A 13,019-nucleotide genomic window follows, 5' to 3' on the forward strand; every position below is an offset into this window, starting at 1 on the left:
TAGTACTAATTTTACTACAAACAAATAAAAAAAGAAAGCACTGTTGCAATAGGCATTTTCATCATTTTTGTCGTTGGCAACAGTATGTCGTTAATTTCTGTTGCTATTTAGATTTCCCCTTGGCACAAAAACATTTATGTTTGTTCTATGTTGCCGTTAGACTCTTTTTCTTGCCTTCAACAGGCACTGATAAAGATCAATCTTTATACAAAGCTTCCCCATCTTTCCATCGTAAAGAAAGGGGGAAGCTTCTTCATTCACTTATTTAAAATTAAACTCTAACTGCCGCTTTAATTCTGTTACATACTCGTGTGATCCAGTGACAAGTAGATGGTCATTAAGCTGCAGCTCTGTATCTCCATGTGGGATGACGAAATCAGCACCTCTAAAAATTCGGACAAAAATTACGTCTCCTGTAAATGGAAATGAGCGTAGGGACATCCCTTCAAATTCCTTGTTTCTCAATGTTATCTCATGTAAGGATGTCTCCGTATTGCCAAGTAATGCAAAAATATTTGGAGACTGAATTAATGCTGTTAATAAAGCTTTCGTCGATGTGAGCATAGAGAAAACTTCGATATCCTCTCTGCGCAGCTCCTCTTCGTTCTCCATATTTTCCACACGGCAAATGACTCGATCTACCCCTGCTCTTTTAATCATAAGGCTCATTTCTGCATTTAAGAATGAATCTCCTGTGGAAACCACTACAATATCTGCTGAGTAAATATCCGTTTGACGTAAAGTGTCCTCTGAATAATTATCTAGCTCCTTGATTTCAAATAAGGAGTCAGCAATTTGAAAATCCTGCTTTTCTTGTTGTTTATGATAAAAAGTGACATCATACAACGTTGATTTCAACTCTTGATAGACCTGCATTGTTACTTGATTGACCCCAATAATAGAAACATTAATGACTTTTTCTCTGGCTGCATCTTTTGGAAACATCTTTTTAAAGACTATTGGAGTAATAATACAGGATATAATAGCAACTAAAATAAAAATGCCACTCATTTGAGGAGTTATTATATTCAATCTTTCTCCAATCGTTGATGCGGCAATAACAAGTGACAAGGTTGATGTTAATAAAAATCCGGAAGCCACAATCGTTTTTGAATCATACCATTTTTTTAAATAGTAGACCGGTAATAGTTTACTCACTAATAAAGCGATTAATAATAACGGAATAAATAGTAGTAATTTAAGATCTGTAAATAAAGACCATATATCCATACCGACACCAATCATCACAAAAAAAATAGGAATCAGGAATCCATAGCCAAAGGAATCTAGCTTATGAACCAATTCTTCATTAGGTGATAGTAAGGATACTAGCACCCCTGCTAAGAAAGCTCCTAAAATATGCTCAGCTCCGACAGATTCTGATAATGCCACTAGAAAGATAATCAGTGCAAATACGGCTCTAGTACCGATTTGTACCGTTCCTCTTGAAAGAGTATCCATAATTTTGTTATTTTTAATCCTTCTACCAACAAAGTAGAGAATTAAACCTGCTGCAAAAAGAATTAATAAGAGCCAAGTATTCCCACCCGTTTCATGAATAGATGCGAAAACTGCAAGTAGAATCATTGTTACTAAATCAGCGATTACTGCTACAAGCAAAATGATTTGCCCAATAACAGACTTCATAATGTTTGCTTCTTTTAAAGTAGGAACTACCACTCCTAAAGAGATAGTTGCAATTATAATTGTCATTAAGAATGTACTATCAACAAATCCAGCGAGTACAAATAAGAAACTTAACCCGATTGACAGAATAAGAATTGCAGCAAAAATAATAGTTGCTGTTTGAAATGTTTTCGGCTCTAATTTCCCATTAGGCAAGGTCTCTCTTTTTTTCTTACTAGAGAAAGCAGAAAAATCTATCTCTAAGCCACTTAAAAACATTAAAAAGATAAATCCTAAGGTTGATAGAGTTTCTAGCCACATATCCTGTTCAACTAGATTAAATCCACTTTTTCCGATAATTAATCCCATCAGAATTTCGGCAACGACTACTGGAATAATATTTAATTTCAGCCGTTGCAGAATAATAGGTGTTAATAGAGCTACCGTTACAACGATAACTAGTGATGCGAAAGAAGCACCGTGTTCCATCGCTATCCCTCCTCTTTTTTCTCTAATTCGTTAAATAACTCATAAACATTGTTGCCATCCCAAAATAAATTAAAATGCTTATAATATCATTAATTGTTGTAATAAATGGACCAGAAGCTACAGCTGGGTCAATATTAAACCTGTGCATAATAAGTGGAATGATTGCACCAGCTATCGTTGCTACAATTAGCGTTCCAAGAATCGAGACTCCAACTAGAATACCGAGAAATAAATCACCCTTCCATACATACACAACAATCGTAACTAGTATTCCACAGATTGTTCCAGTAATTAAGCCCGTACCTGCTTCTCTTACAATTAATTTCCAGCTACTTTCTTTCCCAATGTCCCCTGTCGCAATTCCACGAACAGCTACTGCTAATGCTTGAGTTCCAGTATTTCCAGCCATTCCGGCAATTAGCGGAATAAAGACAGCAAGGATCGCCACTTGATCTAACGTTTTTTCAAACCGACCAATAAGACTTGCTGTAAACATTCCAAGAAATAATAAAATAATGAGCCATGGAAGTCTCTTTTTTGCAGCAGAAAATGGGTGCTGATCAACAAAATCCATGTTCGATACAGCCGCAAATTTCGAATAATCCTCAGAAGCTTCTTCTTGCATAACATCCACAATATCATCAATTGTTATAATACCAAGCAGTCTTTTTTGAAAATCAACAACAGGAAGCGCCAAAAAGTCATAGTCTTGCATTTTTTTTGCGACCTCTTCCTGATCCTCACTTACAGAGACAGAATAGATTCGATCGTTCATAATTTCTTTTATAAGGGTTTGATTTTCACTAACAATTAAGCTTCGTAAAGATACGACACCAACTAATTGTTTTCGTTCATTAACAACATAGATATAGTAAATAGTCTCTGCAGTAGGAGCCTCTCTTTTCAAAATATCCATTGCAGTTTTAACTGTTTGTTCTGCAGATAAACTAATATAGTCAACTGTCATGATACTTCCAGCAGTTGACTCCTCATAATGCATAAGTGTTTTAATGCTCGCTGCCGTTGGTTGTTCCATGATTGCCAAATAACTTTCTACTTGCTCTTTTTCCAATACATTTAAAATATCGACAGCATCATCAACAGGCATATTTGCCAAAGTTTCTGCTACATAATCAGGGATAAGCTTAGTAAATATTGCTTGATATTCCCAATCATCCATTTCTAAGTTTGCAAACATTTCGGCGATTTCACTTGGAGCTAAGTATTCAAAAATTTGCGTTCTTTCTTCTATCTCCATTTCCTTAAAAAATGAAGCTTGATCATAAGGATGTAAATCAAGGAAATTTTTTCGAAACTCCTGTAAGTTTTCATTTTGTAAAGAATGGAGAATTACCTTATGCTGTACTTCATTCGTTAATATTTTCTCTGACACGCTTTCCTCCTCCTCTCCTAGAAAAATAAATATGGTTTTTATAGTAACAAAAGATAGATGATTTGTCTTTTATTATACACACTCTTCATTCCATATCTTTCCCCAAAAGCAGAAACAATTAACAAAAATGGTTGTGCAGGCTATTGGGTATAGTAAAAAAGAGAAAGAAGGGGGGATTTTATGAAGGTTGATATTATTGGAGATATTCATGGATGCTATGAGGAGTTCAAGCTTTTAACAGAGAAATTAGGATATACATGGGAGCAGAATTACCCACAGCATCCGGAAGGACGAAAGCTAGCGTTTGTAGGAGATTTAACCGATCGTGGTCCTGCTTCCATAGCTGTAATAGAGATTGTCTATTTATTAGTTAAAAACAATTTAGCCTATTACGTACCAGGAAACCATTGCGACAAGCTTTATCGTTTCTTCTTAGGCAGGAATGTAAAAATTGCCCATGGATTGGAAACGACTGTTGCCGAATGGGAACAGTTGAATAAAAAGGAACAACAAAGAATTAAAAGGATGTTTAAAGAGTTATATGAAAATGCACCTTTATATCACAGCCTTGATGACAAAAAGCTCGTAATCGCCCATGCAGGTATTCGAGAAGATTATATTGGCCAGTATCATAATAAAGTAAAAACTTTTGTGCTTTATGGAGATATCACAGGAGAGGTGCATGATGATGGTTCACCGGTAAGAAGAGATTGGGCTAAATATTATAAAGGGAAATCAATCATTGTTTATGGCCATACGCCTGTAAGAAATGTAAGAGAAATTCATCGCACCTTTAATATTGATACAGGAGCTGTCTTTGGAGGAAAATTAACTGCACTTCAATATCCAGAGCTGACAATCGAATCCGTACCATCCAGCATGCCCTTTATTGCAGAGAAATTCCGCACATTTGATGAGGAAACGGTCGGGAACAATAGAAGGTGAGCTTAAATGAGAAAAAGAGTTAAAGATCTTTCAGCTGATCCTTAACTCTTTTTCATTTCTTGTTCAAGCTTTTTCATATCTTCAGGAAGATCAATTGCAAATGTCATCGTTTGTTTCGTAACAGGATGTGTGAACTTGAGAAAAAAACAATGTAATGCTTGCCGATCCATTTCGTTTCTTTTCCCTCCATATAAGTCATCGCCCAAAAGCGGATGTCCTTTATAGGCAAGATGAACTCGTATTTGATGTGTTCTGCCTGTCTCAAGCGATAATTCTAATTTAGAGAAAGGAACATGCTGTGCTACTACTCGATAATGGGTAATAGCTGTTTGGCCATCTTCTCTCACTTCTCTTTTAATAATACTGTCTGAACATCTTCCGATTGGGTCATTAATCGTATCACTTAAGGGCGAGATTTCACCTTCTGCAAAAGCAATATACTTTCTTTTTACATCGCCTGCTTTTTGCTGTTCACTTAATAAATGGTGAATATGACGATGCTTTGCAATAAGAACCAATCCCGATGTATCTCGATCTAATCTTGTCACAATATGGGTCGTAGCTTTAATCCCATGTTCCTGATAGTAACTGACTAAAGCATTGGCCAAACTGCCAGTAGGATGCTCTCTAGAAGGGATCGTATTCATCCCATATTCCTTTTGCACAATCAAAATATATTCATCCTCAAAGATAATGTCTAAAGGGAGCCTTTCTGGAATTAATCCGACACTAGGCAATTCGGGTGGAAAAAGTACCACTAATCGATCGCCATTTTTTAAAGAATAGCGGACATTTTCTTCTTTTCCGTTTACAAGAATCTTCCCACCCTTAAACTTTATATCTGTTAAGGCAGCTTTTGAGATACTTTGTGTTTTCAAAAATTCTTTAATGGTAATGCCTATTGCATGCTGCATAACCCACTCTAACGTAAAGCTCAAGCTATCCGCTCCTGTCTATTTCTTATTCAGAAATGAAAGAATCATGTACTCGTTTCCAGAATGGGAACGGACGAAACCTTGCAAACCGTACTTTCTCTTCTGCAACTCGATATTGAATCGAATGTACTTTTTTATGTAATAAATTCAAATGATCAATAGAAATTTGAAAATCAGGTTCATTTACCGGCTTTAGTACACATGTATGATGTTTCGGTAAAATTAAGGGTGATCCAACCGTTCGGAAAACTCGATTATTAATGGAGGCCATTTCCGCTAGCTGTATCGCTTCAATAGAAGGATGTAAGATTGCTCCGCCCAAAGCCTTGTTGTAAGCTGTACTTCCGGAAGGTGTAGATACACAAAGACCATCCCCTCTAAAACGCTCGAAATGCTTGCCGCTCATTTCCACATCCATTACAAAAGTTCCTTCGATACTTTTCACCGTTGATTCATTTAATGCTAAGTATCTTGTTTCCTTTTCTTCGTTCTGATAACGTACAATCACTTCCAAAATTGGATACTCAATGATGTTATACGGCGTTTTTGCTATGGCAATCACTAGTTTTTCCAATTCAGCTGGTGTCCAATCTGCATAAAATCCTAAATGACCCGTATGCATCCCAACAAATGCGGTTTTGTCTAAACGATTGCTGTAGCGATGAAAGGCGTATAGAAGTGTCCCATCTCCTCCTACAGAAATAACAATATCTGGTTCTTCTTCATCATATTGAAGTTCAAAATCAAGTAAGTATTGTTTTATTATTTGTACTAAGTTTTCTGATTTCGAATCACCCTTTGAGGTAACGGCAAATTTCATTATTTAGTAGCTCCTCCACTCAGTTTAGAAATGCAGAATATAATTATATTTCTATTTTATTCACACAGAAAAAAACACTAACTATTCTTGTCATTTTCTTTTTTGCGATTAAAGAACGCTTGTGCTTCTTGAATTTCTCCACGGATTAAGGACATTTCTTTATCTAGTCGAAAGGCCGCTTCTGCAGCTCCCTGCAACCTCATTTTAATATCTTCGGGAAATTGGCCTTTATACTTATAATTCAGTGAATGTTCAATAGTCGCCCAAAAGTTCATCGCTAGAGTGCGAATTTGAATTTCAACTAGGAGTTTCTGTTCCCCATTTATGGTTTGCACAGGATAGACAATAACCACATGGTAGGAACGATAGCCGCTATCTTTACTATGTAATATATAATCTCTTTCTTCGACAATTTCAAAGTCATTTCTTTGTCTTAATAGTTCAACTACTCTTATAATATCGTCAACAAATGGACACATCATACGGAGTCCTGCAATATCCTGCATTTCCGTCTCTAATTTGTCTAAAGGAATCCCCTTTTCATTTGCCTTATCCAATATACTTGCAATTGGCTTTACTCGCCCTGTTACAAATTCAATTGGGGAATGTTCCTCTTCTTGATCAAATTGACGTCGCATTCCTTTTAATTTAACCTTTAATTCGTCGACTGCCTGTTTATAGGGAGCCAAAAATTTATCCCATTGTTTCATAGGTATAACACCTCATTTCCAAGGTTTCTTTTTGAGACGAGGCATTTCTTTTATAGAAGATTTATTAATAATTCCTTCTTATCTAAGCAGGAAGGCTAGCACCCATTTCAACGCTTTAAACCATTCTCCAACGTCTTTGAGCAGTGCATGCTTTATATTCCCTGCTTATAAAGCAATCTAACAAATCATTATAGAAAAACGGATGAAACCGCATTTTCCATTTCCTCTCCATAATTTCCATTTCCTCGAATATTTTCAATCAAATATTCCAATTCATCTTTAAAGTTCTCAAGCAATAATTCCCCATTTGCATCCTTAATAAGGAATGTATGGTTTGATTCTAATGCCACTTTACATTCCTTCCATACCATCTCTGGAATTTCTAGATAAACATATTCATTTTCTTTTTCAAGTAAATATATAAACGCAAGAGAATCAGAATCAACAAGCATTTGACCACATGCTTTTGTATTTTCTAAATTCGTATCTCCCTGCAGTTGAAAAATCAATTTATTTTCCCTTATAGCTGTCTCTTTAATCGTCCATTTTTGTTTCATCATTCACCCTCCAACTATGCATTATTTTACCACAACCAAAAGAAATATCATAGAAAAGCGTAGGGTACCCGTTTAGGGGCGTGGGGGGTGGAGTGACCTTTCCTGAGATAAAGGAAACACGGTGAACGTTAGTGAACCGATGTTGACTTATCGTAGGGAACGGGCGCGAAGCCCATCTGCCCCTGGGTACCTGGAGCTAGACAAATAGAAAAGCGCAGGGTACCCGTTTAGGGGCGTGGGGGATGGAGCGACCTTTCCTAAGATAAAGGAAACACGGTGAACATTAGTGAGCCGATGTTGACTTATCGTAGGGAGGTATCCTGAAGTTTGCTAACCGCTAGTCGCCACAGCTAGACAATAGAAAAGCGTAGGCGCTTGATTTGTGGTGTATGAAAAGAGACGAAGAGGAAAAAACAAAATAAGAACAAAATAAACGAGAAAATAGCTTGTTTTTCAAACACACTTTATAATAATAGACAAGAACAGTTTAGAAAGGAATTATTTATGTGTTCAAATCAAAACATTGAAATTGAATTTAAAAATATGTTAACGAAAGAAGAATACGATTTACTCCTTACTCATTTCCATATTCAAGAGGGCGAATTATTTGAGCAAGAAAATCATTATTTTGATACAGGTGATTTTGCTTTAAAAGCTAATCATTCTGCTTTAAGAATTCGCAAGAAGAAGGAAGATTATGAACTAACATTAAAACAGCCACATCCTGATGGTCTTCTTGAAACAAATAAAGCACTGTCAAAAGAAGAAAGTGAGACTATTTTTGCAACTGGGAAAATTAACGACGAGCAAATTTCTAGCCTTTTAATAAATATGAATATCGATCCTGCTTCGATTTTATATTTTGGAAGCTTGCGCACAATTAGGGCAGAAAAACAAATTGGAAATGGTTTACTAGTTTTAGATCATAGTTTTTATTTAAAAAAGGAAGATTATGAGTTAGAATATGAAGTAAGCAATCGGGAAGAAGGAGAAATATATTTCGCAAAATTATTAACTTCCTTAAAAATTCCCATTAGAAAAACGAAAAACAAAGTACGCAGATTTTATGAAGAAAAATATAAGCAAAAATAAATTTTGGCTCAATCCATTTTTTAATAGAGCCATACCATACGATTAAATAGCCAATTATTTTTTACACCGCTCTATGTAGCAATAAAGTATCTTTCTCACTTTATTGCTTCATTTTTGTTCGTGCAAAAGTGTGCATACAAAAGTTCTGACTTTAACGATGGAGGAAAGTAATGAAAATTGATCAATTTAAAGTAATGCTTGAACTCCAAGCTTTACAAGGTTTAAATTCCATAAACACAACAAGTAGTGCATCCACCCTTTTCCAAGACTTTCTTAGCAATATGTTAACTTCAGAAGAATCTTTAACAAATTCCATTGAAACCAATACACTGGGAACTTCTTCCCTATCATTAGGACTAACGAATAATGTTTCCCTTTTGCCCATGAGTTTAACGAAGCTTTCTTCTTCATCGACATCCACTTCAGATTTTGATGAAATGATTAAAACAGCTGCTGAAAAATATAATCTACCTGAAAAGCTAATAAGCTCTGTCATAAAAGTTGAATCTAATTTCAACCCAAATGCTACAAGCTACGCTGGTGCATCTGGATTAATGCAACTAATGCCAAGTACTGCAAAGTCATTAGGTGTAGAAAATGTATTTAATCCATTGGATAATATTATGGGTGGAAGTAAGTATTTAAAGCAAATGTTAGAAAAATATGATGGGAATGTCGAACTTGCTTTAGCTGCATATAATGCAGGACCTGGCAATGTAGATAAGTACGGTGGGATTCCTCCTTTCAAAGAAACGCAGAATTACGTAAACAAAGTGACGCAACATTATATGGCATAATTTCTATCTCGATCTATTTACAAGCTATTTATTTGTACAATGAAATGTCGATTGTTACAATATACTTAAGTAATGCTATAAAAGAACGATAAAGGAGTTTTAAATATGGTCGAGAAAATGTCGACACCTTATGAACGAATCGGTGAAGCCACATTAAATAAACTTGTAGATACATTCTACAATCATGTTGGTCAACATCCTGACCTAGCTCCTATCTTCCCAGAAGATTTAACAGAAACAGCTCGTAAACAAAAACAATTTCTTACGCAATTTTTAGGTGGGCCAGCACTTTATTCTAATGAACATGGCCATCCAATGCTAAGAGCGAGACATTTGCCTTTTCCAATAACCGAAAAGCGCGCATTAGCATGGTTAGCTTGCATGGACCAAGCTATGGAAGAAGTGGATTTAGATAGCGAACTACGAGAAGGGATTTTTTCAAGACTCGTGCTTACAGCAAAACATATGATTAATTCGGAGGAAATCGAAACTAAAAAAGGTGATAACACGTGATGGAAAAAGACTTTTCTATATCCAAGCCGAAAACAGCTGATGATAATTGCCAAGAAAGCAAACCACTCGAAATCTATATGTTTATCGATCCACTCTGTCCCGAATGCTGGGCGCTTGAGCCTATTATGAAAAAATTGCAGATTGAGTATGGTCGATATTTCTCCCTTAAGCATGTATTAAGCGGTAGATTATCTGCTTTAAATTGTAGTAAGAAAAGCAAGCATGCTAATATTGCTGAATTTTGGGAGAAAACTGCTAGTCGTTCAGGTATGTCATGTGATGGATCCTTATGGTTTGATAATCCTATAGTTTCTCCACATTTACCTTCCATTGCTCTTAAAGCGGCTGAATTGCAAGGTCGGAAATCAGGCATGAAATTTTTACGAAAATTACAGGAGCTTTTGTTTTTAGAGAAAAAAAATATTGCCACATTTGATGTACTCAAATCATGTGCAAAAAGTGTGGGCATAGATGTAATAGAATTTGTTTCCGACATTCATTCAAACAGTGCAGCAAAGGCATTTCAATGTGATCTAAAAATCACAAGAGAAATGGAAGTAAATGAAATTCCAACATTAGTCTTCTTTAATGAAAATATTGAAGAGGAAGGAATTAAAGTTACTGGTTACTATCCTTATGAGGTATATGTACAAATTATTGAGGAAATGCTACAGATTCAACCAGAAAAGGCAGCTCCCCCCCCGCTTGAAAGCTTTTTAGAATGTTTCAAGCTTGTTGCGTCAAAGGAATTATCTGTTGTTTATAATAAATCGATACAAGAAATTGAAAAAGAAATGAAGAAATTGCAATTACAACAACTAGTAGAACAAATACCAGCTAAATACGGGGTATTTTGGAAATATATCGGTTAGTAAATGAGGGATATGGCATATCTATTTTAAGATGCCATGTCTATTTTTTTATTTTATACTGTATGAAGGAACTTAGAAAAGTAAATACGCAAAAAAATAAAAAAGGACTTGCTGTCTCAAGGCAAGGCCTTTTCTATTTTTTTACGAACAAAGGGGATGGGAGAAATTTTTCACGGTCAAACAAAGGGGTATAAGTTTGTATGTGATTAACTTCACAACTAAATAGTAACACAGGTTAATCCGCTATCGCAATATACTCAGGTCTTTGTTCACAAAAACGTCAAAATTAAAACGATTTTATTAATAGTTACTGTTTAAATAGACAAGTAACCTGAATATATATAAGAACAAATGAAAACCGGGGAAAAGATTTAGCTCTTTTCCCCAGGTAATGGTCACTCATTCTTATAGTTCATTCAATAAGCTTTCCATTTCATTTAATTTCTCTTCAAACACCTTACAAGCTTCCTCAATCGGTGTTTTACTTGTCATATCCACTCCAGCCTTTTTAAGTACTTCAATTGGATAATCAGAGCTTCCAGCCTTTAAGAAATCGATATACCGTTCCACAGCAGGCTTTCCTTCTTCCAAGATTTGCTTACTCAAAGCAGTTGCAGCACTATAGCCAGTCGCGTATTGGTATACATAGAAATTGTAATAGAAATGTGGAATTCTTGACCATTCTAACCCAATTTCCTCATCAATTACGATATCTTCTTCACCGAAATACTTTTGATTTAAGGCATAGTATTCCTTAGTTAATAATTCAGCTGTTAGTGGCTCATTGTTACTTGCCTTTTCATGAATTAATTGTTCAAATTCAGCAAACATGGTTTGACGGAATACGGTTCCTCTGAAGCCTTCCAAGAAATAATTTAGCAAGTATAAACGTTTTTGTTTGTCCGTAATCGTTTTAAGCAAGTAATCATTTAACAATGATTCATTACAAGTGGAGGCAACTTCAGCAACAAAAATCGAATAGTTTCCATATGGATATGGTTGTGATTTTCTTGTATAGTAGCTATGCACAGAATGGCCAAATTCATGGGCTAATGTAAATAAATTATTTACATTGTCCTGCCAGTTCATTAAAATATAAGGATTTGTTCCATAGGCTCCAGAAGAATAAGCGCCACTTCTTTTCCCTTTATTCTCCTGAACATCCACCCAGCGGTTTTCAAAACCTTCTTTTAAGATAGAGGCATATTCTTCCCCTAGAGGAGCTAATCCTTCCACCACTAAATCTTTTGCTTCTTCATATGGTATTTCCATTTTCACATCTTTTACTAGTGGTGTATAAAGATCGTACATATGCAGCTCTTCTACACCAAGGACTTTTTTGCGAAGCTTCACATAGCGATGTAACAATGGTAAATTTTTATTTATCGTTTCTACTAAGTTTTCATACACTTGTTCTGGAATATTATTTGCAGCAAGTGCAGCATGTCTTGGAGAATTATAGTTTCTTATCTTTGCATTAAATGTATGATTTTTTACTTCCCCACTTAGAGTAGAAGCAAAAGTATTTTTAAATTTTCCATAAGTGTCATAGACAGCCTTAAAAGCATCATGTCGCACACGCTGATCTGCACTTTCTAAAAAGCGGGAATAGCGTCCATGTGTAACCTCCACTTCTTCTCCATTCTCATCCTTAATGCTTGGGAACTCTAAATCAGCGTTATTAAGCATTCCAAATGTATTGCTAGAAGAATCCAATACTTCTGATGCTTGTGCTAATAATGCTTCCTGTTCTGCACTTAAAACATGAGGGCGCTGTAAGTTAATTTCTTCTAACGCCTTTTTATACAGCTTTAACTCTCCCTTTTCTTCTAAAAAGGTATTGATTACTTTTTCATCAATCGATAATAATTCTGGAACCATGTATGCAAGCGCACTTGCAGCCTGTGCATATAAGCTTTTAATTCGTCCGTCTACTCCTTGATAGTAACTATTTGTTGTATCTTGGTCGTAGCGCATATGAGCATATGTATATAATTTTCCAAGTCTTGACAGGAGCTCATCTTGATATTGTAATGCCTCATAAAGAATATCTGCACTAACAGCAAGCTTGCCTTGATAATCCGTTGCCTTTTGGGATAAATTCTTTACCTCTTCAAATTCTTTATCCCATTCTTTGTCTGTCGCAAATATATCCTCTAATCTCCATGTATCCTCTACTGGAACCTCATTGCGCAATGGTAATTTCTTTACACCTGTTTCTGTTGTCATATTCATCCTCCACTCTTCTTTCGTGATTCGAAAATAAACCT

General features: G+C 35.6%; 12 protein-coding genes. 5 read left to right on the top strand and 7 right to left on the bottom strand.

Features of this window, described 5'->3' with window-relative positions; genetic code table 11:
- Positions 1 to 261: 261 nt before the first annotated feature.
- Together RTL21_RS09030 and mgtE are read right to left on the bottom strand one after the other, a co-directional pair.
- Positions 262 to 2,115 carry a monovalent cation:proton antiporter family protein gene (locus tag RTL21_RS09030; RefSeq protein WP_312095458.1) on the bottom strand — a complete coding sequence of 618 codons (1,854 nt, stop codon included), beginning with the start codon at positions 2,113 to 2,115 and terminating at the stop codon, positions 262 to 264.
- Between the two features lie 22 nt (positions 2,116 to 2,137).
- Positions 2,138 to 3,508 carry a magnesium transporter gene (mgtE, locus tag RTL21_RS09035; protein ID WP_312095460.1) on the bottom strand — a complete coding sequence of 457 codons (1,371 nt, stop codon included), beginning with the start codon at positions 3,506 to 3,508 and terminating at the stop codon, positions 2,138 to 2,140.
- 180 nt (positions 3,509 to 3,688) lie between these two features.
- Between mgtE and prpE the strand changes: the two genes are divergently transcribed.
- Complete coding sequence (gene prpE, locus RTL21_RS09040) at positions 3,689 to 4,453, top strand: bis(5'-nucleosyl)-tetraphosphatase PrpE (protein WP_312095462.1); 765 nt, start codon at positions 3,689 to 3,691, stop codon at positions 4,451 to 4,453.
- 41 nt (positions 4,454 to 4,494) lie between these two features.
- Here the strand turns inward: prpE and RTL21_RS09045 are convergent, their stop codons facing one another.
- The 4 genes from RTL21_RS09045 to RTL21_RS09060 form a co-directional block, all read right to left on the bottom strand.
- Positions 4,495 to 5,391, bottom strand: coding sequence for an RluA family pseudouridine synthase (locus RTL21_RS09045; protein WP_312095464.1), 897 nt, complete (start codon positions 5,389 to 5,391; stop codon positions 4,495 to 4,497).
- A 22-nt stretch (positions 5,392 to 5,413) separates the two neighbouring features.
- Entirely contained in the window at positions 5,414 to 6,208 is a 795-nt protein-coding gene (locus tag RTL21_RS09050; RefSeq protein WP_312095466.1) for an NAD kinase, read from the bottom strand.
- A gap of 77 nt (positions 6,209 to 6,285) precedes the next feature.
- The gene (gene yjbM / locus RTL21_RS09055) at positions 6,286 to 6,918 is read right to left on the bottom strand and encodes a GTP diphosphokinase (RefSeq protein WP_312095468.1); all 633 of its coding nucleotides are present in this window, start codon (positions 6,916 to 6,918) and stop codon (positions 6,286 to 6,288) included.
- Between the two features lie 188 nt (positions 6,919 to 7,106).
- Positions 7,107 to 7,475: a UPF0738 family protein gene (locus RTL21_RS09060; protein ID WP_312095470.1), complete on the bottom strand. Its 369-nt coding sequence runs from the start codon at positions 7,473 to 7,475 to the stop codon at positions 7,107 to 7,109.
- Positions 7,476 to 7,979: 504 nt separating this feature from the next.
- Here RTL21_RS09060 and RTL21_RS09065 point away from each other — a divergent pair.
- The 4 genes from RTL21_RS09065 to RTL21_RS09080 all read left to right on the top strand — a co-directional run bounded on the left by RTL21_RS09065 (position 7,980) and on the right by RTL21_RS09080 (position 10,749).
- Positions 7,980 to 8,567 (top strand): CYTH domain-containing protein, encoded by a 588-nt coding sequence (locus RTL21_RS09065; protein ID WP_312095471.1) that lies wholly within the window; start codon positions 7,980 to 7,982, stop codon positions 8,565 to 8,567.
- A gap of 170 nt (positions 8,568 to 8,737) precedes the next feature.
- Positions 8,738 to 9,364 carry a lytic transglycosylase domain-containing protein gene (locus tag RTL21_RS09070; RefSeq protein WP_312095473.1) on the top strand — a complete coding sequence of 209 codons (627 nt, stop codon included), beginning with the start codon at positions 8,738 to 8,740 and terminating at the stop codon, positions 9,362 to 9,364.
- A 105-nt stretch (positions 9,365 to 9,469) separates the two neighbouring features.
- Positions 9,470 to 9,877, top strand: coding sequence for a globin domain-containing protein (locus RTL21_RS09075; RefSeq protein WP_312095475.1), 408 nt, complete (start codon positions 9,470 to 9,472; stop codon positions 9,875 to 9,877).
- Positions 9,877 to 10,749, top strand: a complete 873-nt coding sequence (locus RTL21_RS09080) for a ClpXP adapter SpxH family protein (RefSeq protein ID WP_312095477.1) — start codon at positions 9,877 to 9,879, stop codon at positions 10,747 to 10,749. Before RTL21_RS09075 ends, RTL21_RS09080 begins: the two co-directional genes overlap by 1 nt.
- Before the next feature lie 405 nt (positions 10,750 to 11,154).
- Here the strand turns inward: RTL21_RS09080 and pepF are convergent, their stop codons facing one another.
- A complete protein-coding gene (gene pepF, locus RTL21_RS09085; RefSeq protein WP_312095584.1) occupies positions 11,155 to 12,978 on the bottom strand; it encodes an oligoendopeptidase F in 1,824 nt (607 codons plus the stop codon).
- Positions 12,979 to 13,019 lie beyond the last annotated feature (41 nt).

It is taken from the genome of Niallia sp. (genome assembly GCF_031978665.1).
In the GTDB taxonomy this organism is placed as follows: domain Bacteria; phylum Bacillota; class Bacilli; order Bacillales; family Cytobacillaceae; genus Niallia.

What these genes read in the sequence shown, in the direction of transcription:
- pepF (WP_312095584.1), bottom strand. Translation starts at nt 12,978, where the DNA reads ATGACAACAGAAACAGGTGTAAAGAAATTACCATTGCGCAATGAGGTT.
- RTL21_RS09030 (WP_312095458.1), bottom strand. Translation starts at nt 2,115, where the DNA reads ATGGAACACGGTGCTTCTTTCGCATCACTAGTTATCGTTGTAACGGTA.
- prpE (WP_312095462.1), top strand. Translation starts at nt 3,689, where the DNA reads ATGAAGGTTGATATTATTGGAGATATTCATGGATGCTATGAGGAGTTC.
- yjbM (WP_312095468.1), bottom strand. Translation starts at nt 6,918, where the DNA reads ATGAAACAATGGGATAAATTTTTGGCTCCCTATAAACAGGCAGTCGAC.
- RTL21_RS09075 (WP_312095475.1), top strand. Translation starts at nt 9,470, where the DNA reads ATGGTCGAGAAAATGTCGACACCTTATGAACGAATCGGTGAAGCCACA.
- RTL21_RS09070 (WP_312095473.1), top strand. Translation starts at nt 8,738, where the DNA reads ATGAAAATTGATCAATTTAAAGTAATGCTTGAACTCCAAGCTTTACAA.
- RTL21_RS09060 (WP_312095470.1), bottom strand. Translation starts at nt 7,475, where the DNA reads ATGAAACAAAAATGGACGATTAAAGAGACAGCTATAAGGGAAAATAAA.
- RTL21_RS09050 (WP_312095466.1), bottom strand. Translation starts at nt 6,208, where the DNA reads ATGAAATTTGCCGTTACCTCAAAGGGTGATTCGAAATCAGAAAACTTA.
- RTL21_RS09065 (WP_312095471.1), top strand. Translation starts at nt 7,980, where the DNA reads ATGTGTTCAAATCAAAACATTGAAATTGAATTTAAAAATATGTTAACG.
- RTL21_RS09080 (WP_312095477.1), top strand. Translation starts at nt 9,877, where the DNA reads ATGGAAAAAGACTTTTCTATATCCAAGCCGAAAACAGCTGATGATAAT.